This window comes from Streptomyces blastmyceticus (assembly GCF_039521185.1).
Classification (GTDB): Bacteria; Actinomycetota; Actinomycetes; order Streptomycetales; family Streptomycetaceae; genus Streptomyces; species Streptomyces blastmyceticus.
Map to the genome: position 1 here is coordinate 74657 of NZ_BAAABW010000036.1, position 23833 is coordinate 98489.

Consider the following 23833-nt stretch of genomic DNA (forward strand, 5'->3'; position numbering starts at 1 on the left):
GCAGCCGGACGGGCGAGGTGACTCAGGCAGCCAGGCCCAGCGCGGCCATCCGCTTGGTGTGCGCCTCGGTGATCCGGGAGAACATCTTGCCGACCTCGGCGAGGTCGAAGCCGTCGGCCACGCCGCCGACCAGCATCGTCGACAGCGCGTCACGGTCGGCGACCACGCGCTGCGCCTGCGAGAGCGCCTCGCCCATCAGCCGCCGCGCCCACAGCGCGAGCCGGCCGCCCACCCGGGGCTCCGCCTCGATCGCGGCACGGACCTTTTCGACCGCGAAGCTCGCGTGGCCGGTGTCGTCCAGGACGGCCAGCACCAGCGCGCGGGTGTCGGAGTCCAGGCGGGCGGCGACCTCGCGGTAGAAGTCACTGGCGATCGAGTCGCCGACGTACGCCTTGACCAGGCCCTCCAGCCAGTCCGACGGCGCGGTCTGGCGGTGGAACTCGTCCAGCGCCGCCGCGAAGGGCTGCATCGCGCCGGTCGGCTCCACGTCGATGGCCGCGAGGCGGTCGCGCAGCCGCTGGAAGTGCTGGAACTCCGCCGAGGCCATCTTCGCCAGCTCGGCCTTGTCGTCCAGCGTCGGCGCCAGCTTGGCGTCCTCCGCGAGCCGCTCGAAGGCGGCCAGCTCGCCGTAGGCGAGGGCGCCGAGCAGGTCCACGACCGCCGCCCGGTACTGCGGGTCGGCGGACGCCTTCGCCCAGTCCTGGGCGGCGATTCCGGTGTGTGCGGCTACGGGCTCGGTGGCGTTCTCAGCGTTGTCGGGCGTCTCCATGGAGCGCACAATAGCCCGCCTGGGATCAAGGGGAAGGCCCTGGTCAGCCAGTTCCTCCTCATCTGTCCGAAGGATTGTCCGGACACACATGCGTGTTTCCGGGGTACAGTGGTAATGCGCCTGCCGAGTATTCGGCGGGCTGTCCCATGCTGTGTCTTCCGGTGGCGTCACTCGCCCGGCCCCCGGATCCCCAGCGGATGCCCGGTCGGTGGCCCGATCGGCTTCCAAAACCGACCGCCCTCCGCGTGGCGCATGCGAGACGTATGCGCTTGGAGGGATCCGCTCGCGGCACGTGTGCAAGAGCGAAGGCAGTGGTCCCGCGCGTCACCCGGCTTCCCCAAGGCCGGACAGTACCCCGGCGCGGTACGTACGACCCCCTTCGCCGCCTCGCGCCGCGTCTCACAGAAGAGGCAAGATCCTGTCTACTCTCTCCACCTTCCGAGAAATCGGGATTCTTCCCGAGACCGCCGAAGCCCTTGAAGCCGTCGGCATCATCCATCCCTTCCCCATCCAGGAGATGACGCTCCCCGTGGCCCTGTCGGGCTCGGACGTCATCGGCCAGGCCAAGACCGGCACCGGAAAGACGCTGGGCTTCGGCCTTCCCCTGCTGGAGCGCGTCGTCGTCCCCGCGGACGTCGAGGCCGGCCGGGCCAAGCCCGAGCAGCTCACCGACGCCCCGCAGGCGCTCGTCGTCGTCCCCACCCGCGAGCTGTGCCAGCAGGTCACCAACGACCTCCTCACCGCCGGCAAGGTCCGTAACGTACGCGTGCTGGCGATCTACGGCGGCCGCGCCTACGAGCCGCAGGTCGAGGCGCTCAAGAAGGGCGTCGACGTCATCGTCGGCACCCCGGGCCGACTGCTCGACCTCGCGGGCCAGAAGAAGCTGGACCTCTCGCACATCAAGGCGCTCGTCCTGGACGAGGCCGACGAGATGCTCGACCTGGGCTTCCTGCCCGACGTCGAGCGGATCATGATGATGCTGCCCGCCAAGCGCCAGACGATGCTGTTCTCGGCCACCATGCCGGGCGCCGTCATCAACCTCGCGCGGCGCTACATGTCGCAGCCCACGCACATCCGCGCCACCGCGCCGGACGACGAGGGCCAGACCGTCGCCAACATCAAGCAGCACGTCTTCCGCGCGCACAACATGGACAAGCCGGAGATGGTCTCCCGCATCCTCCAGGCCGAGGAGCGCGCCCTCGCGATGGTCTTCTGCCGTACGAAGCGCACGGCCGCCGACATCGCCGACCAGCTGGCCCGCCGCGGCTTCGCCTCCGGCGCGGTCCACGGCGACCTCGGCCAGGGCGCCCGCGAGCAGGCGCTGCGCGCCTTCCGCAACGGCAAGGTCGACGTGCTGGTCTGCACCGACGTCGCCGCCCGGGGCATCGACGTCGACAACGTCACGCACGTCATCAACTACCAGTCCCCCGAGGACGAGAAGACCTACCTGCACCGCATCGGCCGTACGGGCCGCGCCGGCAAGTCGGGTACGGCCGTCACCCTCGTCGACTGGGACGACATCCCGCGCTGGAAGCTGATCAACAAGGCGCTGGACCTGCCGTTCGACGAGCCGGAGGAGACGTACTCCACCTCCCCGCACCTCTACGAGCTGCTGAACATCCCCGCGGGCACCAAGGGCATACTGCCGCGCTCCGAGCGGACCCGTGCCGGGCTCGCGGCGGAGGAGATCGAGGACCTCGGCGAGACGGGTGGCCGCGGCGCCCGCGGCCGCGGCCCGAAGCAGGCTCCCGTGGCGGAGGAGGAGCGCCCCGCGCGCACCCGCACCCCGCGTCAGCGCCGCCGCACCCGTGGCGGTGCGACGGCCGGCGCCGAGGCGCCCGTCACCACTGTCGCGACGCCCGTGGCGGAGCCGGTGGCCGAGCCCGCCGCCCGGCCCATGGCGGAGGGCGCTCCCGAGACCCCCTCGAAGCCGCGCCGCCGTCGCCGTACGCGTCACAGCGCGTCGTCGGCCGCACCGGCGGCTGCCGCCGTGACCGCGACGCCCGAGGCCGCCCCGGCCGCGGCCCCGGCTCCGGTCGCCGCTGCCGAGCCCGAGCAGCCGCGCCGTCGTCGTGCGCGAGTGGCGAAGCCGCTGACCACCGACACGGCCGAGGCCGGTTTCCAGACCGTCGAGACCGCGGCCGCGGCCCTGGCGGCGGCGACGGCCACGATCCCGTCGCAGGCCACGGAGTCGACCCCGGTCCAGCCAGAGGAGAAGCCGAAGCGCACCCGCAAGGCGGCGGCCCCCAAGGCCGACGCGGCGGAGGCACCGGTGAAGCGCACGCGCAAGGTCGCGGCCCCGAAGGTCGAGGCGGACGCCGAGGTCACCGAGGAGAAGCCGAAGCGCACGCGCAAGGCGGCAGCTCCCAAGGCCGAGGCGGAGACGCCGGAGGCGGAAGCCAAGCCGAAGCGCACCCGCAAGGCAGCAGCCCCCAAGGCCGAGGCCGAGACGCCGGAGGCGGAGACCAAGCCCAAGCGCACCCGCAAGACGGCGGCCCCGAAGGTCGAGGCCGAAACGGCCGAGGCGGAAGCCAAGCCGAAGCGCACCCGCAAGGCAGCAGCCCCCAAGGCGGAGGCCGAGACGCCCGAGGCAGAGGCCAAGCCCAAGCGCACCCGCAAGGTGGCAGCCCCCAAGGCCGACGCGGAGACGCCGGAGGCGGAAGCCAAGCCGAAGCGCACCCGCAAGGCAGCAGCCCCGAAGACCGACGCGGAGACGCCCGAGGCCGAGGCCAAGCCGAAGCGCACCCGCAAGGCAGCGGCCCCCAAGGCCGAGGCCACGAGCTGACGCTCACCCTCTGACGACGGCCGGTCCCCCACGACGGGGTGACCGGCCGTCGTCGTCCCACCGTCGTCGGCTGCCCGCCGCTACCGCGGCGGGACACACCCACCCGCGACCACCCGGCACTTAGAAGGTGACGGGCACCCCTCCCCATGCCACCCGCCCGCCGTCGGCGACATACGGCCGTAGCCCGGAAGGCACCCCGAACAGCCCGTGAGCCGCTCTCCGGCGGGAGGGGGTGGGGCCGCAGGGGCAGGGGTCCTGGACGCTGACGTGTATTTGCGGCGCAGGCCCCGGGCACTCAACACCTCAGAGGGCAACGCGCCGTAAATATACGGTCCAGGACCCCTGCCCCGGAGGCCACGCCCCCGGCCACCCACAACCCAGCCCGGTGGGGGCACCTCCCAGCGGTAGCTGGGGGAGCTTGAGGCCGCGCCCGCAGGGCGCCCCGCCGCAGGCGCACACAAAGCCGCACCCGGCAAAACAACCGCACCCACAAGACAACCCGCCCCCACCCCACCGCTAGCCTCACCCCCATGAGCCGCCCTCCCTTCCTCACGCCGCCTCCCCAAGCGCAGGCCCGCCCCCTCCTCACCCGCCGCGGCGAGTTCGCGACCCACGACGCCCTCCCGGCCGCGGCCGGCGTCGCGACCCGCGGCACCGTTCTGCTCGTGCCGGGGTTCACCGGGAGCAAGGAGGACTTCATCGCGCTGCTGGAGCCGCTCGCGGCGGCCGGTTATCGGGCGGTGGCCGTGGACGGGCGGGGGCAGCACGAGAGCGCGGGGCCGCGGGAGGCGTCGGCGTACGCGCAGGACGAGCTGGCCCGGGACGTCATCGCGCAGGCGGAGGCCCTCGGTGGTGGAGTGCATCTGCTGGGGCACTCGTTCGGCGGTCTGGTCTGCCGCGCGGCGGTGCTGCTGGACGCCTCGCCCTTCCGCTCGCTCACGATCATGAGCTGCGGCCCGGCGGCGATCGCGGAGGAGCAGCAGGCGCGTACCCGGCTACTGCTCGCCGCCCTGGGGCAGTTGGACAAGGAAGCGGTCTGGCGGGAGATGCAGAATCAGGAACAGGAACCGCAGGATGGGGAGGCGGCGGCCACGGAGCCCCGGGACCCCGCTCTGGAAGAGTTCCTGCACCGCCGCTGGACGCTGACGACGACGGAGCAACTCCTCGCCGCCGGGCGGCAGTTGACCGTGGAGCCGGACCGTACGGCGGAGCTGGCGGCGGTCCCGCTGCCCAAGCACGTACTCTCCGGCCGCCTGGACTACGCCTGGCCGGTGCCGTCGATCGACGCGATGGCGAAGGAGCTGTCGGCGGTCCGTACGGTCGTCGAGGGCGCGGGCCACTCCCCCAACGCGGAGCGCCCGGCGGCGACGGCCGAAGCGCTCGTACGCTTCTGGGACCTGGTGGTCTGAGGGCGGTCTAAGAGGGGTCCGGGGCGATGTCCGCCCCGCTCGCGGTCACGGTGAAGAGCCCGCCCTGGGGGTCGCGGAGCGTCGCCTCGCGGCCCACCTGGGACTGGCCCGGTTTGGCGGCGACCGTGCCGCCGGCGGCGAGGGCGGTCTCGACGGCCTTCTCGACGTCGTCGACGCAGAAGTAGACGTGCCAGCGGGGCCGGATCCTCGGGTCGGGCGCCGCTTCCACCGCGCCGCCGCGCAGGCAGGCGACGGTGTGCCCGGCGGAGCGGACCATCACGGCGTCGTCCTCGTAGCGCACCTCGCAGCGGTCGGGGCGGCCGGTGGCCCACTCGAAGACCTCGCCGTAGAACATGGCGGCGGCGAAGGCGTCGCGGGTGCGCAGCTCCAGCCAGGCGGGCGCGGCCTCCCGGCCGACGCGCCACTCGCGGAGGGTCTCGCCCTCCCAGAAGCCGAAGACGGCGCCGGCGGAGTCGGCGGCGAGGGCGGCCCGGCCGTGGCCGACGGCGAGCGGCCCGACGGCGACGGTGCCGCCGCGCTCGCGGATGCGGGAGGCCACCACGTCGGCGTCCTCGACGGCGAAGTAGGAGGTCCAGGAGACGGCGACGCCCATGGTGCGGGCGACGTTGCCGATGCCGGCGACGGGTTTGCCGTCGGCGAGCGCCACGGTGAAGTTCTCGCCCAGCCTGCCGGACCGGAAGGTCCAGCCCATCACCGGGCCGTAGAAGTCCTGGGCGGCGGTGAGGTCGTGGGTCAGCAGGGACACCCAGCACGGCGCGCCCGGCACGGCACGGTCGGAGGACGACGCCATGGCCGATCGCCTCGATTCTGTTCGGGGTCTGTTCGGGGTCGGTCTGTTCCGGGTCGCTCCCGGGTCGCTTCCGGGGATCGCCGGATTCCGGACGGTGGCAGCGCTCGGGAGCGGCCGTGCCCCGGGGGCCACGACCACCCGAAGCAAGGGTTCCACTCACCGTCCCCGCGCGCATTCCGGCACGCGCACGCGTCACGCTGGTTCCGTACGTTCAGTACTGGGTGCCCAGGTGGTCCCAGAATCCGTCGCGCAGCGCCCGGCGCAGGTCCGCGTGGCCGCGCAGCGAGAGACCGAGCAGCGCCTCGGCCTCCACCAGGAGTTCCTGGTCGACGGCGCCGGGGAGGTAGGGGTGGCCGGGCAGCAGCTCGGCGAGGGTGTCGCGGCCGCGGGAGCCCAGCCACTGGGCGGCGACCTGGGCGCCGACGAAGCGCACGTCGTCGCGGCTGGGGGCGGGCGCCTGGTGGGCGGCCTCGCCGTAGGGCTCGGGGACGGCGCGGCGGGCGACGTAGGGCTTGCAGAAGTCGAGGTCGAAGGTGCGCTGGCTGTCGACCTCCCAGAGCAGGGGTTCCGCCTGGTTGCGGCCGCCGACGGCCTCGATGCCCCAGAGGTGGACGCGGGCGCCGTAGCCCTGCGCGGCCTCGACGGCCGAGACGAGGTCCTCGTCGCCGCCGATGAGCGCGGCGTCGCTGATGGCGCGGTGCCGGGCGAGGGATTCGAGGTCGCTGCGGATGAGGGAGTCGACGCCCTTCTGCTGGTTGTTGGCGTTGAGGTTGCCGAGGCGGACCTTGACGTCGGGGAGTTCGGCGATGCTCTGCTGCTCGGCGGTGTGGATGCGACGCCGGGCGCCGTCGTACCAGTAGACCCGCAGCAGCCTGCTGTCGGGGAAGATCATGCGGGCCTTGTCGATGAACGCCTCGATCAGCCCTTCGGAGTCGAGGTCGAAGGCCCGCCGGTCCTCGGTGCCGGCGACGAGCCGGCCCGCTGCGGCGTAGACATAGCCGGCGTCCACGAAGATCGCATGGGTGGAGGGGGTGGTGGCGACCTCGGCGAGGACGCGGTTGAGCAGCTCATTGGTGCGCTCGATGCCCGCGGTGATCGCGGCCAGGTCCGGGGTCTGCGGGGGGTGTGCGGCGGGGTGATCGGTCATGTGCGAGCTCTCAGTAATTAGTCACGTTAAAAATTTCCTTAGCGTAGGGAATGTTTGAAGTGATCACCTCGTTGGACACGTATGTGAGCAGGTCGCACTGTCGCGACTTAGTTCACCTACTCATGGAGTTCTCCTCAGGAGGATCAGACGAAGGGAGAAGCCTTGCGCTTCGAAATCATGCGCCTGGACGACATCGACGGCAGCGCCGTCGACAGCACCGTCGTGGACGCCGCCTCCGTCAACAGGATCGTGCAGCAGGCCGCGTTCACAGGCCAGCGCATCTACATCCGCCCGGCCCACACCGCGGCCCGGTAGTGCGCAAGCACTCCCACGTGCACGACACCCCCGTACGGGACCGTACGGGGGTGTCGTGCGTTTGCGGGTGAGCCGCGCCGGGTGCGGCGCCCGGGCGGTCAGCGGTTGGCGATGACCTGGGTGATGCCGTTGATGATCTGCTGGACGGCCAGCGCCGAGAGCATCATGCCCGCGAGCCGCGTCACCAGCACCACGCCGCCGTCCTTGATGACCCGGATGATCAGCAGCGAATAGCGCATCACCAGCCACAGCACGACGTGCATCGCGGCGATGGCGACCCACACCGAGATCTGGGCGCTGACCGAGTCCGCGTGCTGGACGGCCAGGATCACCGAGACGATCGCACCGGGCCCGGCCAGCAGCGGCATGCCGAGCGGGACGAGCGCGACATTGACGTCCTTGGTCTGCGTGGGCTCCTCGGACTTGCCCGTCAGCAGGTCCAGCGCGATCAGCAGCAGGAGCAGACCGCCCGCGATCATCAGCGCGGGCGTGGTGATGTGCAGGTAGTCCAGGATCTGCTGGCCGCAGATGCCGAAGACGGCGATGACGCCGAAGGCGACCGCGGCCGCCTGCCAGGCCATGCGCCGCTGGACCTTGGCCGGGCGGCCGGAGGTGAGCGCGAGGAAGATCGGGGTGATCCCCGGCGGGTCCATGATCACGAAGAGCGTGAGGAAGAGGGATCCGAAGACAGCGAAGTCGAACACAGTGAGGCCTTGCGAGAGTGGTGCGAGCAGGAGCTGGGGTGAGGGAGCGGACGCGGGCGCGGGGCAGCGCACGGCGGTGGGAGGAGGAGTGCGTACGAGCGGTACGCGCCGGTCGCACGGCAGAGGTGCTCAGGGGCGTACGGAGGCACGGTCACGCACGTGCGGACGGCACGCGCGCGGCCCGGAGGGGCCGGGAAGAGGGAGGGGTCAGCCGCCGGCGCCCGGGACGGGGAACGCGCCCGTGGCCCGGCGGGTGATCTCGCCGTAGATCTCCGGGTCGGTGGTGAACTCACCGAGCCGGCAGGTCTTGCGGCTTCCGTGGTAGTCGCTGGAGCCGGTGGCCAGCAGGGAGAGGTCGGCGGCCAGGCCGCGCAGCCGGGCGCGCGTGGGCGCGTCGTGGTCCATGTGGTCCACCTCGACGCCGTCGAGACCGGCCGAGGCCAGCTCGGCTATCCCGCGCTCGGAGACGCAGTTGCCCCGCTTGATCGCGAAGGGGTGCGCGAGGACGGCGACGCCGCCCGCCGCCTTGATCAGGCGGATCGCGTCGAAGGGGTCGAGCTCGTGCTTCTCGACGTGGGCGCGGCCGCCGTCGGCCAGCCAGTCGGAGGTGAAGGCGTCGGAGACGGTGTCGACCACGCCAAGCTCGACCATGGCGCTGGCCACGTGCGGCCTGCCCACGGCGCCGCCCGCGGCGAGCTCCGTGATGCGCTCCCAGGTGACGGGCACGCCCAGCTCGTTGAGCTTGCCGACCATGGCACGGGCGCGGGGCACCCGGTCGTCGCGCACGAGCTCCCGCTCGCGGGCGAGCTCCGGCTCCAGCGGGTCGAAGAGGTAGGCAAGCATGTGGACGCCAAAGCCGTCGGGTCCCGCGAAGCGGCAGGAGAGCTCGGCGCCGGTGACCAGGGTCAGCCCGGCGGGCAGTGCCGCGATGGCCTCCGCGTGGCCGCCGACTCCGTCGTGGTCGGTCAGCGCGACGACGTCCAGCCCGGCGGCGGCCGCGTTGCGGACCAGCTCGGCGGGGGTGTCCGTACCGTCCGATGCCGTGGAGTGGGTGTGCAGATCGATGCGCACGACTCGGACTCCTGGCAGTGGTACGGACGGGACCGGTTCAGGATAACCGGCGACCGGAAGTCTCCGGCCCCCGCGGGCTTATGAGATCGCTTACGTCCGCGGGGCCGTCTCAGGGCGCCAGCAGGCGCGGGGACAGCGCCCCGCAGGGCAGCAGTTCCACCTCCGCGCCCGCTTCGCGCAGATCCGTGAGCACCAGCTCGTCGTACATCAGCAGCCCCGAGCGCTCCGGCCAGACGACCGCCCACAGCCACAGCCCGCGCGCCTCGCCCGCGAAGACCGCCCGGTCCTCGGGCGCGCCGTCGACGTGCCAGAGGGGGGTGGGGCGGCCCGCGGCGTGCACCTTGGCGTGGGGGGATCGGTCGACGGAGATATAGGGGCCGGGGTCGGGGCCGTCGATGCCGGCATAGCGGGCGCCGAGGCCGACGCCGAGCTCCTCTGCGACGAGCAACAGCTCGCCGGGGCCGCCGAGCGGGCTCGGCCCCGAGCAGGCGACGGCGGTGGCCCGGCCGCCGCTGCGGTCGTCGCCCGCGCACACCACGCCCGTGAAGAGCCAGCCGACGGGCAGCGGCCAGGGCATCCACACCGGGACCCGGGCACGGCTCACGACGACGGCGAGCGCCTCGACGCTCGGCGGAACGACCGGCTGCAAGGGGTGCACCGGGCCGTGCACGGAGCACTGCCAGGAGTCGGCGAAGAGACCGGGCGCGCGCACCCGGCCTCCGCACTTCGGGCAACTGGGTTCGCCCCTCATAAGGCCCAACGGTCCTCCGAGGCCGCCGCCGCGTCAAGGACGATCACCCGTCCGGACGCCGACACCCCGGAGCGTCACCCCAGGGGCACCCCGGGCCGCAGTGGGTCACGCAGATCGGTGCCGTGCCGCAGCCACCGCTCCTCCAGCGCGGCCGCTCCCTGGACCCGTTTCCACGCCGCCTCGTTCGGTGTCATCGGCAGCAGCGGCAGGAAGCGGACGGGGTCCATCGGGTCGTCCAGTTCGAGGTCCTCGACCAGGCCGCCGGACTCCGCGACGAGCACGGAGGTGAAGGACGCCCCCGGCCACAGCGGCTCGCCCGTGTCCAGCGAGGCGCCGGGCGCCACGACGAGCCCCTCCACCTGTGGCGATGCGGCGAGCACGGCCAGCGGGCGGAGCACCTTGTCGGTGTCCGCGCGGCCGGCGCGTACGGAGAGGACCAGCTCGGCGCGGGGGCCGCGCAGGGGGTCGGCGATGACGGCGGTGGGGTCGGCCATGGGCTGGGCGGACATGCCGAGGGTCGCGTAGCGGACGACGTCTCCGTCGAGAAAGCGGAGAACCTCGATCCGGTCCGTGCCGAGGAAGGTGATCGCGGCACGCGCGTCCGGTTCGCCCAGGGCTGTCCGCAGCCGGGCCTCGACCAGTGCGAGAACGTCTGACATGCAGTGAGCATAGAACGCGTATCGAACGGGCAAAGGAGGGTATTGACGGGTTCAGTGGCTGCTAGCCTTGGCCTCTGGTCAGGGAGTTACGTTCGTCCCCCAGCGGGGACCGGCCGGAGGAGGTGGGGCTGCGGTGGATCCTAGTCGACCGTGCAGTACCGGTAGTTCTCCCGTCCCTCCGCTCCGGACGCGCTCCTTGTGATCTGAAGACTTCCCGAACCGGCCGCTTTTGCCGGAATTCGCCGGGATTCTCCCTGGAAGTCCTTTCGCGTCCGCAGCAATTGACGGAAGAGCGCCTTCTCTCGCTTTGTTCCGTGTTCTCTGCGAAGTTCTTGCGCACTGCCGTCAGTCCACCGCACCACGCGAAGCGCCGCCCGCTTTGCGGACGTACACCCTCGTCACCGGGACTACGTCCACGTTCCGGGCAGCGTTGCGCTCGCCCCCGTGACTGGCGGCCGGCCCGTGAAGGAGCCTGCCATGTCGATGATCCGCGACCTGCGTGCCGCCGTCCGCCCCGCCCTGCGCCGGGGTGCCACTCCCTATGAGTACGACTCCACCCGGGACCCCTCCGTGAGCAGCGCCGTCGTCGACTGCGCCATCTACCGCGACGGCAGGCGGTCGGCCGACCACGTCGGCCCGGCCGAGGCCATGCGGCGCGTACGGGCCGACGGCGGCTTCGCGTGGATCGGGCTGCACGAGCCGACGGAGCGTGAGTTCTCCGGCATCGCCCAGGAGTTCGGGCTGCACCCGCTCGCCGTGGAGGACGCGGTCCACGCCCACCAGCGGCCCAAGCTGGAGCGCTACGACGACACGCTCTTCACCGTCTTCAAGACCATCCACTACGTCGAGCACGCCGAACTGACCGCCACCAGCGAGGTCGTGGAGACCGGCGAGGTGATGTGCTTCACCGGCCCGGACTTCATCATCACCGTCCGGCACGGCGGCCAGGGCTCGTTGCGCGCGCTGCGCCACCGCCTCCAGGACGACCCGGAGCTGCTCGCCAAGGGACCCTCTGCGGTGCTGCACGCCATCGCCGACCAGGTCGTCGACGGCTATATCGCGGTCGCCGACGCCGTGCAGGACGACATCGACGAGGTCGAGATCGATGTCTTCTCCGCGCCCAGCAAGGGGTCCTCGCGCGGTGGTGACGCGGGCCGGATCTACCAGCTCAAGCGGGAGGTCCTGGAGTTCAAGCGGGCGGTCTCGCCGCTGATGCGGCCGATGCAGCAGCTCAGCGAGCGGCCGATGCGGCTGGTCGACCCCGACATCCAGAAGTACTTCCGCGACGTCGCCGACCACCTCGCGCGCGTGCACGAGCAGGTCGTGTCCTTCGACGACCTGCTCAACTCCATCCTCCAGGCGAACCTGGCCCAGGCGTCGGTCGCCCAGAACGAGGACATGCGGAAGATCACGTCATGGGCGGCGATCTGTGCCGTGCCGACGATGATCGCCGGGGTGTACGGCATGAACTTCACATACATGCCGGAGCTCAAGTGGAAGTACGGCTACCCGACGGTGATGGTCGTGACGGTGGCGATCTGTGTCGCGATCCACCGGGGTTTCAAGCGGAACGGGTGGCTGTAGCGGGCTCTTCCAGGCGCGCCCGAGGCAGGCGGTCCCCCCTGATCACCAGGGCCAGGCCCGCCAGGATCACCAGGAGTGCCGGGTACGCCGCCGCCGGCGGGAGCTGGTTCAGCCACAGCGCCGCGATCAGCGCCGCTCCCGGTGTCTCCAGCAGGATCGCCGTCGAGGTGACCGACGGGCCGAGACCCTTGACGACGCGGTTGATGAGCGAGTGCCCGAGCAGCTGCGCGGTGACCGTCAGCAGGGCCAGCTTCAGCCACGTACCGCCGCTGTAGCCGCCGAGCGAGGCGCCGGACAGCAGGCAGGTGCCGAGCAGCAGGACCGTCGTCGTGACGTACAGGACGTAGGTGTACGCCACGGTGCCCACCGTCCGCCGCACCTCCGCGCCCAGCAGGACGTACCCCGCGGCCGCGATGCCGCCCGCGAGCGCGAGCGCGTCCCCGGCGAGCGCACGGGCGGATACCGCGAAGTCGACGCCCGTCAGGATCACGACACCGAGGAAGGCGAGCCCGGTGCCCGCCCAGACCAGCGCGGGCGGGCGGTGGCCGCGCAGGCGCAGCAGGAGCGTCGTCCAGATCGGGGTCGTCGTGACCAGCGCGGTCGAGGACGCGACCGAGGTCATCCGCAGGCTCGGCAGCCACACCGCGAAGTGCACGGCGAGCAGCACGCCCGCGGCCAGGGACAGCAGCACCGCCCGGCGCCCCATGCCGCGCAGCTCGCCGCGGTGGCGTACGAGCGCGAGCGGGGTGAGGGCACCGACCGCCATGGCGTTGCGCCAGAACGCGATGGCGAGGGCCGGTGCGGCGATGGTCGCGGTGAGCGGCGCGGAGAGCGAGATCCCGGCGATGGCCACGGCGAGCAGGACGACGTCCGTACGGACCGGGGGCGCGGCGCCCGGGCCGGGCGCCGTCGGCGGGGCGGCGGGGCCCCTGCGGGCGGTCCTGGCATTCCTGGCGGTCCGGGCAGTCGTCACCCGTCCAGCGTAGGCGGCATAAGGTGACCGTTATGACGCAGACGCTGGCGCTGATCGAAGAGGCCACCAAGAAGTCCGGCCTCATCTGGGTGCAGGGTCCGACGGGGCCCAGCCGTGCGCTGTGGCACGTGTGGCACGAGGGTGCCGCCCACCTCGTCGGCGGGCCCGGCGAGCAGCCGCTTGAGGACCTCGGGCTCACGGACGGCGCGCGGGCGACCGTGACGGTGCGCAGCAAGGACAAGGGCGGCCGCCTGGTGACGTGGACCGCGCTGGTGGTCGAGCCCGCGGTGCGGGGCGAGGAGTGGACGTCCGCCGTCGCCGAGCTCAAGGGCAAGCGGCTCAACGCGCCGGACGCGGAGCGGATCGAGGAGCGGTGGGCCACGGAGTGCCGGGTGCTCCGCCTGGAGCCGACGGGTTCGACGGTGGAACTGCCCTCGGGGGCGCTGACCGCGGTGCCGCTGCCGACGGCGGCCACCACGCGCCTGCCCATGCCCGCGGCCCTGCCGCGGCTGCTGCGCGGCCGGCGCCGCCGGGGCTGACCGCGCCCGGACCGGACGGCCTAGGACTTGCCCGAGGACGGGTCCGCGCCGGTGGGGATGTTCTTGCCGTAGTCGACCGTGGCGCTCTTGTCGGGGACGGAGAGGGCGAAGTCCTGGCCCCAGTCGCCCAGTTCCAGCTGGCCCGCCCCGCCGGCCCGCTGCACCCGCACGGGATACGGCGTGCCCGTCAGGGAGACGTCGAGCGTGCCGCCGCTGCCGTTGCCGCCGGTGACGCGGATCGTGCGGACCCCGGCGACCGTCCCGTGGTCGCCGCGCGTGAGCTTGCCGTGCAGGCCGAGGAGGCCGTCCAGCAGGACGTCCTTGTCGGTGAAGCCCTTGAACTGCTGGTAGGAGGGGTCGCCGGACGGGACCTTCACATACTTCTTCTCCAGCTTGCCGCCCGCCGCGCCGCCGCTGCCCTGCGACCAGAACGAGGCCGGCGCCTTGAGGTAGAGCTCGTCGCCGACCCGCAGCAGCTCGAACGCGGTGGCGCCGGTGGAGAGCTGTCCGGTCCCGCCGTTCTTCTTCAGCCGCATGTCGATCTTGTACGTACGGCCCTGGCTGACGACGTTGCCGGACAGGTGGACCGCGTCCGCGCCCCGGGCTGCCTCGCGGGCCTTGTCCTGGATCTTCGCCGCGTCGAGCTTGCCCACGCCGTTGGTGCCCGCGTCGGGGTCCGAAGCCCCGCTGCCACAGGCCGTGAGCGCGGCGGACAGGCCGACGCAGAGCGCTCCGACGAGTGCCGCCTTCCGGGTTCGCACGTCTGCTCATGCCTCCTGTGACCGATGCAGTACGGCAGCGTACCCGGGCTGTCCGGGGGCGGAAGCCCGGGATCCGTACGGCCCTCTCTCCCGCGCCGGGGAGAAGCCGGTCACGTTAGCCTGAAACCGGACATCGCCCCTTCGGGAGCCCGGAGAAGGAGGACGCGCCATGGCGGGAGGCGTCCACCGGGTGTTCGTCTCGCACCTCTCCGGCGTGGCCGTCTTCGACCCCAACGGCGACCAGGTGGGCCGGGTGCAGGACCTCGTGGCGATGCTGCGCGTCGGCGGGCGGCCGCCGCGCGTGCTGGGGCTGGTCGTGGAGGTCGTCAGCCGCCGCCGGATCTTCCTGCCGATGACCCGGGTGACGGGCGTGGAGTCCGGCCAGGTCATCACCACCGGCGTGATCAACCTGCGGCGCTTCGAGCAGCGGCCCACGGAGACGCTGGTCGTCGGCGAGCTGCTGGACCGCCGGGTGCACCTCGTCGACGGGGGCGAGGAGGTCACCGTCCTCGACGTGTCGATCACCCGGCTGCCGGCCCGCCGGGACTGGGAGATCGACAAGGTCTTCGTCCGCAAGGGCAAGGGCGGGGCCCTGCGCCGCAAGGGCGAGACGCTGACGGTGGAGTGGTCGGCGGTGACCGGCTTCTCGCTGGAGGAGCACGGGCAGGGCGCGGCGAACCTCCTGGCCACCTTCGAGCGGCTGCGCCCGGCCGACCTCGCCAATGTGCTGCACCACCTGTCGCCGAAGCGGCGCGCGGAGGTGGCGGCGGCGCTGGACGACGACCGGCTCGCGGACGTCCTGGAGGAGCTCCCGGACGACGACCAGATCGAGATCCTCGGCAAGCTCCAGGAGGAGCGCGCGGCCGACGTCCTGGAGGCCATGGACCCGGACGACGCCGCCGACCTGCTGTCGGAGCTGCCCGAGGACGACATGGAGCGGCTGCTGACGCTGATGCAGCCGGACGACGCGGCCGACGTGCGGCGGCTGCTGGCCTACGAGGACCGGACGGCGGGCGGCCTGATGACCACGGAGCCGATCGTGCTCCGCCCGGACGCCACGGTCGCCGACGCCCTCGCGCGGGTGCGCAACCCAGACCTCTCCCCCGCGCTGGCCGCGCAGGTCTATGTGTGCAGGCCGCCGGACGAGACGCCGACGGGCAAGTACCTGGGCACGGTGCACTTCCAGCGGCTGCTGCGCGACCCGCCGTTCACGCTCGTCGGGTCGATCGTGGACACCGATCTGCGGCCGCTGCCGCCGGACACCCCGCTGCCCTCCGTCACCAGCTACCTGGCGACCTACAACATGGTCGCCGCGCCCGTGGTGGACGAGAGCGGCGCGCTGCTGGGCGCCGTGACCGTCGACGACGTGCTGGACCACCTGCTGCCGGACGACTGGCGGGAGACCGAGCTGCACTCCGGTGCACTGGGCATGAGCGATCTGCCGGAGGCCGCCGATGGGCACTGAACGCAGCCGTGAGGAACGGGCCAAGGAGCGGGTGGCGCACGCGCCGCGGGTGCGGCTGGACCTGCCGCGGGTGCGGCGGCGCAGCTGGCTGCCCGCGTACGACCCGGAGGCGTTCGGGCGCACCTCGGAGCGGATCGCGCGGTTCCTGGGGACGGGCCGGTTCATCGTCTGGATGACGGTCGTCATCGTGCTGTGGGTGCTGTGGAACACCACGGTGCCGGGGCATCTGCGGTTCGACAACTATCCGTTCATCTTCCTCACCCTGGTGCTCTCGCTCCAGGCGTCGTACGCGGCGCCGCTGATCCTCCTCGCGCAGAACCGGCAGGACGACCGCGACCGGGTCAATCTGGAGCAGGACCGCAACCAGAACGAACGGTCCATCGCGGACACGGAGTACCTGACGCGGGAGATCGCGGCGCTGCGGATGGGCCTGGGCGAGGTCGCCACGAGGGACTGGATCCGCTCGGAGTTCCAGGATCTGGTGAAGGAGCTGGAGCAGCGGCGGATATTCCCGTACGAGAGTGAGGAACGCGACCGCTGAAGGGCCTTTCCGGAGGCCCCCTCGGGCGCCGTACCATCGTTCTCATGGCTACCGACACGAACGGCACGTCCGTGAGCGAGGACGCGATCCGCGCCGCGCTCGCGACGGTGAACGACCCCGAGATCCACCGTCCGATCACCGACCTGGGCATGGTCAAATCGGTGGAGATCGGTGCGGACGGCTCGGTCGCGGTAGCGGTCTATCTGACGGTCCAGGGCTGCCCGATGCGCGAGACGATCACGAGCAACGTGCGCAACGCGGTGGCGTCCGTCGAGGGCGTCACGGAGGTCTCCGTCGAGCTCGACGTGATGAGCGACGAGCAGCGCAAGGAGCTGGCGGCCTCGCTGCGCGGGGGCACGGCCGAGCGCGAGGTGCCCTTCGCCAAGCCCGGTTCGCTGACCCGGGTCTACGCGGTGGCGTCCGGCAAGGGCGGCGTGGGCAAGTCCTCGGTGACGGTCAACCTGGCGGCGGCGATGGCCGCCGACGGCCTGAAGGTCGGCGTCGTGGACGCGGACATCTACGGCCACTCGGTCCCCCGCATGCTGGGCGCGGGCGACAGCAGGCCCACCCAGGTCGAGAACATGATCATGCCGCCGTCGGCGAACGGCGTGAAGGTCATCTCGATCGGGATGTTCACCCCGGGCAACGCCCCGGTGGTGTGGCGCGGCCCGATGCTGCACCGCGCGCTCCAGCAGTTCCTGGCGGACGTCTACTGGGGCGACCTGGACGTCCTCCTGCTCGACCTCCCGCCGGGCACCGGCGACATCGCGATCTCCGTCGCGCAGCTCGTCCCGAACGCCGAGATCCTGGTGGTGACGACGCCTCAGCAGGCCGCCGCCGAGGTCGCCGAGCGCGCCGGTTCGATCGCCGTGCAGACGCACCAGAAGATCGTCGGCGTCGTGGAGAACATGTCCGGGCTGCCCTGCCCGCACTGCGACGAGATGGTCGACGTGTTCGGCACGGGCGGCGGCCAGACCGTCGCCGACGGGCTGACGAGGACGACCGGTGCGAACGTGCCCGTGCTGGGCTCGATCCCGATCGACGTCCGGCTGCGCGAGGGCGGCGACGACGGCAGGCCGGTCGTCCTGACGGACCCGGAGTCCCCGGCGGGCGCCGCGCTGCGGGCCATCGCGGGCAAGCTCGGAGGGCGCCAGCGCGGCCTCTCGGGGATGTCGCTGGGGATCACCCCGCGCAACAAGTTCTGACGGCCGTACGACGGCATGAGTAAGGGGCGCCCTCCGTGGAGGGCGCCCCTTACGCGCTACTGCTTGCCCGTCTCCAGGTCCTTGACGGGCGCGTCGGCGGCGTTGTTCTTCACGGACGCGATGCCCTTCTCGGCCGCGGCCTTGCTGTTGTACGCCTCGCCGACGGCGATGATCTCGCCGTTCCCGGCCTTGAGGCGGAACCGGTGCTGACCGGCCTTGTCCTTGTAGAGCTCGAACGAACCACCCATGTCGTCTCACCTCTCCGAGTGCTGCCCCTGCCAGGCATTCAAGCCCGGCACCGGGGCGCACGCAGCTCGGGTGGGCCCGATGGGTGGCGCCCTCAGCTCCCGTAGACGGCGAGGTCCTTGATCACCGAGAAGCCCATGCCGTACGCGCTCATGCCCCGCCCGTACGCGCCGAGGTGGACGCCCTCGGCGGAACCGGCGAGGACCCAGCCGTACTCGGACTCGCGGTAGCGGAAGTCGGTGGGCACCCCGTCGACCGGGAGCGAGAGCGTCGACCAGGCGGGCTCGTCCAGGTGGTCTGCGAGCTCCCAGGCGAGGGCCGTCTGCTGGTCCAGCCAGTCCTGCCGCAGGGCGCGCTCCATCTGCGCGGGCCAGGTGCAGGACAGCAGCCCCGAGCCGGCCAGCCAGGCGGCGGAGGAGACCGAGGTGGCCTCCAGCACGCCCGTGCCGTCGGCGCTGCGCCGGACGGGGCGGCTCGCGACGGTCACCACGACGGCGAAGCGCTGCTTCTCGGCGGCGGGGTCGACCCGCTCGCCGCGCGGCGAGGGCTCCTCGCCGTGGCCCGTGGAACCGTGCTCCACGGTCCCGTCGGCGGCGGCGCCGACCTGCATCAGCCAGCGCGGCCCGCTGTACGCCTCGTCCAGGCCGTACCACGGGAACGAGGCCAGCAGATAGCCGTCGGCGGACCGCCGGGTACCGGGGCCGCTCTGTGCCGCATCCTGTGCGGCGGCCTCACCGGTCTCGCCGGCCGGTCCCTGCGCCCCTACCCGACTCGTCGTCTCCATCTGCGCGGCGCCTCCTCGTTGCCCGACGTCCTGGGCGAGCCCGCCCCCCTAGGACGACTTCACCCCAAACACAGGGAGGATAGCCACCCCCGTCAATGGCGCACGGGATGCGCGGACTCAGGTGGCGTCGGAATCGAAGGGCGGGCGCTCGCCGGGGTGCAGCCCCTCGCGCTTTTTGAGCAGGTCAGGGCCACCGGACGGGGACGGGGAGCCGGGCGCGGCGGGGCCGGAGGACGGCTCCGGGGCACTGCTGCGCCCGTGGACGGCGTCGGCCACGTCACCCATCTCGGCCTTGAAGTCGAAGCCGTTGCGGATCTCCTTCAGGCCCAGCTCGTCCTTGTCGAGCACGTGCTTGCGCACGAAGGTCTTGGGGTTGAGGTCCTCGAACTCGAAGTCCTTGAACTCCGGGCCCAGCTCCGAGCGGATGTCCTGCTTGGCGTTCTCCGAGAACTGCCGGATCTTGCGCAACGTCCGCGACACGTCCTGGATCATCTTCGGCAGCTTGTCGGGGCCGAAGATGAGGATGGCGATCACCACGAGCGCGACCAGCTCGAGGGGTCCTATGTCGAGCACGTTGCAGCTCCTTGAGGCGTCAGTGGCCGGGGGTCGCGGCCACCTATCACGGTACCTGGCCCGGGGACCCCCGAGGGCGTCGCCCGGGCCAACATCAGGCCAAAGGTCATCGCGCGCCCGCGGAGCCCAGGGTCAGCTCCACGGTCCGCTCCTTGCCGTCGTGCTCCACGGTGAGGGCCAGCCGGTCACCCGGACGGTGACTGCGGACCTTGACGATCAGCTCCTGGCCGCTGTGCACCGGCGCCCCGTCGATCTTCCTGATCACGTCCTGGTCCCGGATGCCCGCCTTGTCGCCGGGGCCGCCCGGAGTGACGGCCGGCCCGTCGGCGCCCTTGGAGTTCACCCGGGCGCCGTCGCCCGCGTACGTCATGTCCAGGGTCACGCCGATGACCGGGTGGGTGGCCCTGCCGGTGTTGATGAGCTCCTCGGCGACGCGCTTGGCCTGGTTGATCGGTATGGCGAAGCCGAGGCCGATGCTGCCGCCCTGGCCGCCGCCGAGGTCGGAGCCGTCGCCCGCGGAGCGGATCGCGCTGTTGATGCCGATGACACGGGCCTCGGAGTCCACCAGCGGTCCGCCCGAGTTGCCCGGGTTGATCGGGGCGTCGGTCTGGAGCGCGTCCACATAGCTGACGTCGCTGCCGTCCTGCTTCTGGCCGCCCGCGGTGATCGGGCGCTCCTTGGCGCTGATGATCCCGGTGGTGACGGTGCCCGCGAGGTCGTAGGGGGCACCGATGGCGACCACGGAGTCGCCGACGCGGACGGAGTCGGAGTTGCCGAGGGCGAGCGGGGTCAGCCCGGACACCCCGGAGACCTTGATCACTGCCAGGTCGTAGCCGCTGTCCCGGCCGACGACGGTGGCCTTCGCGCTCTGCCCGCCGTTGAAGGTCACCGATATGTCGCCGCCGGAGCCCGCGGGCTCCACGACGTGGTTGTTGGTGAGGATGCGGCCTTCCTTGTCCAGGACGAAGCCGGTGCCGGTGCCCTGGTCGCTGCCGCCGCGCACATGGATGGTCACCACGCCGGGCAGGGTGCGCGCGGCGATCCCGGCGACGCTGCCCGGGGCCCGCCCGGACCGGTCGACGGGCGCCTGCGGCAGCCGCACGTGGTGCCCCACGACGCCGTCCCGCTCCAGATACGACCCGACGGCTCCGCCGACGCCTCCGGCGACGAGCGCCACGATCAGCGCCCCGACGACGATGCGCCCCCGCCGCCGCCCGGCGGCCGGCCCGGCCGGGGCGTCGGGGCGGGACACGGGTGACACGGCCCAGGGGTCGTACTGCCAGGGCGCGGGCGGCCCGTACGGAAGGGGTGGCGTGAACTGCGGGCCGTGACCGGGCGGCACGGGTGGCAGGCCCGCCGGCGGGAGATGGGTGCCGTGCGCCGGGGTGACCGGGCGCTGGACGGGCGGCGCGGGCGCCCACGGGCCGGGACGGCCGTACGGCGGCGTGCTGTACGGGTCGGGCGCGTGCAGGGGCGCCGGGGCCCGGCCGGCCTGCGCGTCGTACGAAGGCGGGGGCGTGGCGTCCGCGGGGGCCGCGCCACCGGGCTCGCCCTCAGGGGCGGGTGACGCGGCGTCAGGCAGTGTCGTACGCCGGGGACGGCTCCACCACTGCGGCTTGGGGCCCATGGGCCGCGCCTTCCCCTCGTCCATCTTCTCCCCACCGTTCGCCGGAGGGCGCACGGCATCGCCCGAGGGATCCGCGGCCCACCAGGAATTCAACCAGGTCCGCGCGGACCTGCGCAGAGGGCCCGGGCCGCCGACCGGATCCGCCGGGCGCGGCCGGCGGGACGGTCAGTGACGGATCGGCGCGCTGTCCGCCGTCGAGAGGCCCGGGGCGGGGAGCGCGGCCCGGATCAGGGGCGGGAACAGCACCGCACCGGAGGGCCGCAGCAGCGACACCTCCGTGGCCGGAGCCGCGGGGGCGGCCGGGGCGCCCGGCACACCGGGGCCGTCCCGCCCGGCGAGCGTGAGGGCCAGTGCGCGGCGGTCCTCGGCGGTGGCACCGGGGGTCATGGCGAGCGGCGCCGTGGCGACGCGTGGGTCCTCCGAGCGCGCGCTGGTGGTCTCACCGACCGAGGCGAGCGGCTGGGCGCTGCCCAGCGCGAACGCGGCGAGCGAGACCGCGCCCGCCGCCGCGAAGGCGAAGCGGCGCCCTCGCGAGGCGCCACGGGACGCGTCGGGGAAGTCGTGGATGCGGAAGCCGCGGTCGCGCTGCCAGGGGGCGACGGCGGGGAAGAGGGCAAAGGTTTCAGCCCGGGTGCCGGCGCCGCCTTTTCCCTGACCTCCGGGGCGCCCGCGGCCCTCCGGGCCGGGCTCCGCGCCCTCACGGCGCAGTCTCTCGGCGCCATCGCCGCCGGGGCCGGTGCCGGGCAGATTCTGCAGGCGGGCGAGCAGCGCGTCGGAGAGCGGCGGGGCGGCCGCTTCGGCGAACACGCTCTTGAGCCGACGCTGGGCGTCGGCTTCGGCTTTGCATTTCCAACAGGTCGCCAGGTGCGCGAGCACCCGCTCCCGAGAGTCGTGTCCCAACTCCCCGTCGACCAGGGCCGCGAGGCGGTCGCCGAGATGGTGCTCGGCGGGGGACTGACCGCCTGAACCGGTCACGCGATCCCTACCTCCCCACTCAGCGGAACGCCTGCCACGGCCACAGCACGCTGCTCGGCCCGGGCGGCGGGCGAGCGGTGCTGAAGCGCCTTGCGGAGGTGGGAGCGGCCGCGGTGGATGCGGCTGCGCACGGTGCCGAGCTTCACGCCGAGCGTCGCGGCGATCTCCTCGTACGAAAGGCCCTCGATGTCGCACAGCACGACGGCGGCACGGAACTCCGGGGCGAGGGTGTCCAGCGCCTGCTGGACGTCCGCGTCGAAGTGGGTGTCGTTGAAGTGCTGCTGGGGGGAGGGCTCGCGGCTGGGCAGCCGCTCCGCGGCGTCCTCGCCGAGTGCGTCGAAGCGGATGCGCTGTCGGCGCCGGACCATGTCCAGGAAGAGGTTGGTGGTGATGCGGTGCAGCCACCCCTCGAACGTGCCCGGGGTGTACGTGGACAGCGAGCGGAAGACGCGCACGAACACCTCCTGCGTGAGGTCCTCGGCGTCGTGCTGGTTGCCGGTGAGGCGGTAGGCCAGGCGGTAGACCCGTGCACTGTGCGTGCTGACGATCTCCTCCCAGGAGGGAGGGGCCCACGCCTGCGAATCCGCATCGGTGGCGAAGGTCGCGGTGGGTGCGGAGTCGGTGGTGCGCGAACGGTCAGCGGTCTTGGTCACGGATTTCGGCTCGCCGAGGGACCTGCGAAAGCGCTTCAGCACGCCCCGACGGTCTCCGGCCGCAGCCGCACCTCCCCTGTCGGCTCTGGTGGTGTCCAGTGGAGCCCCTACCATATCCATCCCGCCCGTTAGCTCAGGATAAGGAATTTTGACCTTCATTTGGTCTTGATCCCCCGTCTCCGGCGTCTCCTCCCGGCTTCTCCCGCCGTAGCCCTCCGATTCTTCCCAACGCGCGGTCCCATCTGCGGGTTCCCGTGGTCAGCGGATACAGTCACGGTTGCGTCGACTACGGGGACAGGAGAGGGCCATTACCGGCAACCAGCAGACGAGCTGGGCGTTCGCCGATGCGTTCGTCGCCGAGGGAGAGGCACTGCGCTGGGCCCGGGACCGGGCTCACGAGGCAGGTCTCCGCTCGGTGTCGTCCGGCACCGGCGCCGCGCTGCGCCTGCTCGCCGCGGCGGTGGACGCCAAGGCGGTGGCCGAGATCGGCACCGGCACCGGCGTCTCCGGCATCCACCTCCTGCACGGCATGCGGCCCGACGGCGTGCTGACGACCGTGGACAGCGACCCCGAGTGCCAGCAGTTCGCCCGGCAGGCGTTCCGCGCCGCGGGCTTCGCGGGCAACCGCGCGCGCTTCATCCCCGGCCGCGCGCTGGAGGTGCTGCCGCGCCTCGCCGACGGCGGATACGACCTGGTGTTCTGCGACGGCGACCGGCTGGAGTGCCTCGACTATCTAGCCGAATCGTTGCGCCTGCTGCGGCCGGGCGGACTCGTCTGCTTCGAGGGCGTCTTCGCCGACGGCCGCACGGTCGACTCGGCCGCCCAGCCCGCCGAGGTGCAGCGGCTGCGCGAGCTGCTGCGCGCGGTGCGCGAGTCCACCGTGCTGCTGCCCTCGCTGCTGCCGGTCGGCGACGGGCTGCTGTGCGCGGCCCGGCGCGGCTGACCCGCGGCACGGGACGCGTACGCCCACCGGGGCGCACCACGGACCGACGCGCGCCGGGGGCGTGCGCCCGGGTGTGGATACACCGCTGCCCCGGAGCCGGGAACGGGCCGGCGGCCGGGGCAGCGTGACATTCGCAGGCCGTGCGTCAGACGGTGACCTTCTCCAGGGCCTCGCCGAGAGCCTTGGCCTCGTCCGGGGTCAGCTCGACGACGAGACGACCGCCGCCCTCGAGCGGAACCCGCATGACGATGCCCCGCCCCTCCTTGGTCACCTCGAGCGGGCCATCGCCCGTCCGCGGCTTCATGGCCGCCATGCTCGTTCCCCTTCCTGAAACCAGCTCGCCGCAGCCGACAACCCAGGTGTCACCGGCATCGAACACATTGCTTCCAGGCCATTATCCCGCATCGCGTGACCCGATGACCAACATCGGTCCGCATCCGGTCGGCAACGCGCTCTCGCAAAACCACCCAATTCGGCGATCGGACTGCGATACTGCGCGGCCGTCGCACCGCATCGATGGCCGGTTTCTTTGACGCAGGTCAC

General features: G+C 72.4%; 25 protein-coding genes. 9 read left to right on the forward strand and 16 right to left on the reverse strand.

The genetic code is table 11. The features are described 5' to 3' along the window. Positions 1-22: 22 nt before the first annotated feature. Entirely contained in the window at positions 23-769 is a 747-nt protein-coding gene (locus tag ABD269_RS31155) for a ferritin-like fold-containing protein (protein WP_301892591.1), read from the reverse strand. Positions 770-1286: 517 nt separating this feature from the next. Here ABD269_RS31155 and ABD269_RS31160 point away from each other — a divergent pair. Then, entirely contained in the window at positions 1287-3554 is a 2268-nt protein-coding gene (locus ABD269_RS31160; protein ID WP_344123352.1) for a DEAD/DEAH box helicase, read from the forward strand. 530 nt (positions 3555-4084) lie between these two features. Further along, on the forward strand, positions 4085-4963 hold the full coding sequence (locus ABD269_RS31165) for an alpha/beta fold hydrolase (protein ID WP_344123354.1): 879 nt from the start codon (positions 4085-4087) through the stop codon (positions 4961-4963). Between the two features lie 7 nt (positions 4964-4970). On the opposite strand, the gene ABD269_RS31170 is transcribed toward ABD269_RS31165, so the two are convergent. Then, positions 4971-5774, reverse strand: coding sequence for a VOC family protein (locus tag ABD269_RS31170; RefSeq protein ID WP_344123356.1), 804 nt, complete (start codon positions 5772-5774; stop codon positions 4971-4973). 211 nt (positions 5775-5985) lie between these two features. Continuing rightward, on the reverse strand, positions 5986-6921 hold the full coding sequence (locus tag ABD269_RS31175; protein ID WP_301892599.1) for an NYN domain-containing protein: 936 nt from the start codon (positions 6919-6921) through the stop codon (positions 5986-5988). 162 nt (positions 6922-7083) lie between these two features. On the opposite strand from ABD269_RS31175, the gene ABD269_RS31180 reads away from it, so the two are divergent. After that, on the forward strand, positions 7084-7236 hold the full coding sequence (locus tag ABD269_RS31180; protein WP_301892601.1) for a hypothetical protein: 153 nt from the start codon (positions 7084-7086) through the stop codon (positions 7234-7236). A 98-nt stretch (positions 7237-7334) separates the two neighbouring features. Here ABD269_RS31180 and ABD269_RS31185 read toward each other — a convergent pair whose 3' ends face one another. The 4 genes from ABD269_RS31185 to ABD269_RS31200 form a co-directional block, all read right to left on the reverse strand. Beyond that, complete coding sequence (locus ABD269_RS31185; RefSeq protein WP_301892603.1) at positions 7335-7940, reverse strand: MarC family protein; 606 nt, start codon at positions 7938-7940, stop codon at positions 7335-7337. A 207-nt stretch (positions 7941-8147) separates the two neighbouring features. Beyond that, complete coding sequence (locus ABD269_RS31190; protein ID WP_301892604.1) at positions 8148-9011, reverse strand: PHP domain-containing protein; 864 nt, start codon at positions 9009-9011, stop codon at positions 8148-8150. 109 nt (positions 9012-9120) lie between these two features. After that, on the reverse strand, positions 9121-9762 hold the full coding sequence (locus ABD269_RS31195) for a DUF6758 family protein (RefSeq protein WP_301892605.1): 642 nt from the start codon (positions 9760-9762) through the stop codon (positions 9121-9123). Between the two features lie 74 nt (positions 9763-9836). Then, positions 9837-10421: a suppressor of fused domain protein gene (locus ABD269_RS31200; protein WP_301892606.1), complete on the reverse strand. Its 585-nt coding sequence runs from the start codon at positions 10419-10421 to the stop codon at positions 9837-9839. Between the two features lie 477 nt (positions 10422-10898). On the opposite strand from ABD269_RS31200, the gene ABD269_RS31205 reads away from it, so the two are divergent. Beyond that, entirely contained in the window at positions 10899-12005 is a 1107-nt protein-coding gene (locus ABD269_RS31205) for a magnesium and cobalt transport protein CorA (RefSeq protein WP_344123363.1), read from the forward strand. Here ABD269_RS31205 and ABD269_RS31210 read toward each other — a convergent pair. Continuing rightward, positions 11983-12978 (reverse strand): DMT family transporter, encoded by a 996-nt coding sequence (locus ABD269_RS31210; protein WP_344123365.1) that lies wholly within the window; start codon positions 12976-12978, stop codon positions 11983-11985. The genes ABD269_RS31205 and ABD269_RS31210 overlap by 23 nt on opposite strands. 32 nt (positions 12979-13010) lie before the next feature. On the opposite strand from ABD269_RS31210, the gene ABD269_RS31215 reads away from it, so the two are divergent. Beyond that, on the forward strand, positions 13011-13517 hold the full coding sequence (locus ABD269_RS31215; protein WP_344123367.1) for a hypothetical protein: 507 nt from the start codon (positions 13011-13013) through the stop codon (positions 13515-13517). 20 nt (positions 13518-13537) lie between these two features. Here ABD269_RS31215 and ABD269_RS31220 read toward each other — a convergent pair whose 3' ends face one another. Beyond that, a complete protein-coding gene (locus ABD269_RS31220) occupies positions 13538-14278 on the reverse strand; it encodes a hypothetical protein (RefSeq protein ID WP_344123369.1) in 741 nt (246 codons plus the stop codon). 169 nt (positions 14279-14447) lie between these two features. On the opposite strand from ABD269_RS31220, the gene ABD269_RS31225 reads away from it, so the two are divergent. Genes ABD269_RS31225 through ABD269_RS31235 form a run of 3 tightly spaced genes read left to right on the forward strand, consistent with a single transcriptional unit; the run spans position 14448 to position 17489 of the window. After that, a complete protein-coding gene (locus ABD269_RS31225; RefSeq protein ID WP_344123371.1) occupies positions 14448-15743 on the forward strand; it encodes a magnesium transporter MgtE N-terminal domain-containing protein in 1296 nt (431 codons plus the stop codon). Continuing rightward, positions 15733-16284 (forward strand): DUF1003 domain-containing protein, encoded by a 552-nt coding sequence (locus ABD269_RS31230; protein ID WP_344123373.1) that lies wholly within the window; start codon positions 15733-15735, stop codon positions 16282-16284. The genes ABD269_RS31225 and ABD269_RS31230 overlap by 11 nt, the downstream gene beginning before the upstream one ends. Positions 16285-16328: 44 nt before the next feature. Then, complete coding sequence (locus tag ABD269_RS31235; RefSeq protein WP_301892615.1) at positions 16329-17489, forward strand: Mrp/NBP35 family ATP-binding protein; 1161 nt, start codon at positions 16329-16331, stop codon at positions 17487-17489. Between the two features lie 56 nt (positions 17490-17545). Here the strand turns inward: ABD269_RS31235 and ABD269_RS31240 are convergent, their stop codons facing one another. The 6 genes from ABD269_RS31240 to sigE all read right to left on the reverse strand — a co-directional run bounded on the left by ABD269_RS31240 (position 17546) and on the right by sigE (position 22461). Next, a complete protein-coding gene (locus tag ABD269_RS31240) occupies positions 17546-17737 on the reverse strand; it encodes a YegP family protein (protein WP_116213731.1) in 192 nt (63 codons plus the stop codon). A 92-nt stretch (positions 17738-17829) separates the two neighbouring features. After that, the gene (locus ABD269_RS31245) at positions 17830-18519 is read right to left on the reverse strand and encodes a hypothetical protein (RefSeq protein ID WP_301892616.1); all 690 of its coding nucleotides are present in this window, start codon (positions 18517-18519) and stop codon (positions 17830-17832) included. A 117-nt stretch (positions 18520-18636) separates the two neighbouring features. Continuing rightward, a complete protein-coding gene (locus ABD269_RS31250) occupies positions 18637-19092 on the reverse strand; it encodes a sec-independent translocase (RefSeq protein ID WP_301892617.1) in 456 nt (151 codons plus the stop codon). Positions 19093-19198: 106 nt separating this feature from the next. Continuing rightward, positions 19199-20743, reverse strand: a complete 1545-nt coding sequence (locus tag ABD269_RS31255) for a S1C family serine protease (protein WP_344123377.1) — start codon at positions 20741-20743, stop codon at positions 19199-19201. 141 nt (positions 20744-20884) lie between these two features. Beyond that, a complete protein-coding gene (locus tag ABD269_RS31260) occupies positions 20885-21694 on the reverse strand; it encodes an anti-sigma factor family protein (RefSeq protein WP_344123379.1) in 810 nt (269 codons plus the stop codon). Continuing rightward, positions 21691-22461, reverse strand: a complete 771-nt coding sequence (sigE, locus tag ABD269_RS31265; protein WP_301894338.1) for an RNA polymerase sigma factor SigE — start codon at positions 22459-22461, stop codon at positions 21691-21693. The genes ABD269_RS31260 and sigE overlap by 4 nt, the downstream gene beginning before the upstream one ends. A 163-nt stretch (positions 22462-22624) precedes the next feature. Between sigE and ABD269_RS31270 the strand changes: the two genes are divergently transcribed. Further along, complete coding sequence (locus ABD269_RS31270; RefSeq protein ID WP_116213725.1) at positions 22625-23290, forward strand: O-methyltransferase; 666 nt, start codon at positions 22625-22627, stop codon at positions 23288-23290. A 145-nt stretch (positions 23291-23435) separates the two neighbouring features. Here the strand turns inward: ABD269_RS31270 and ABD269_RS31275 are convergent, their stop codons facing one another. Next, positions 23436-23603, reverse strand: a complete 168-nt coding sequence (locus tag ABD269_RS31275) for a DUF3117 domain-containing protein (protein WP_003985072.1) — start codon at positions 23601-23603, stop codon at positions 23436-23438. Between the last annotated feature and the right edge of the window lie 230 nt (positions 23604-23833).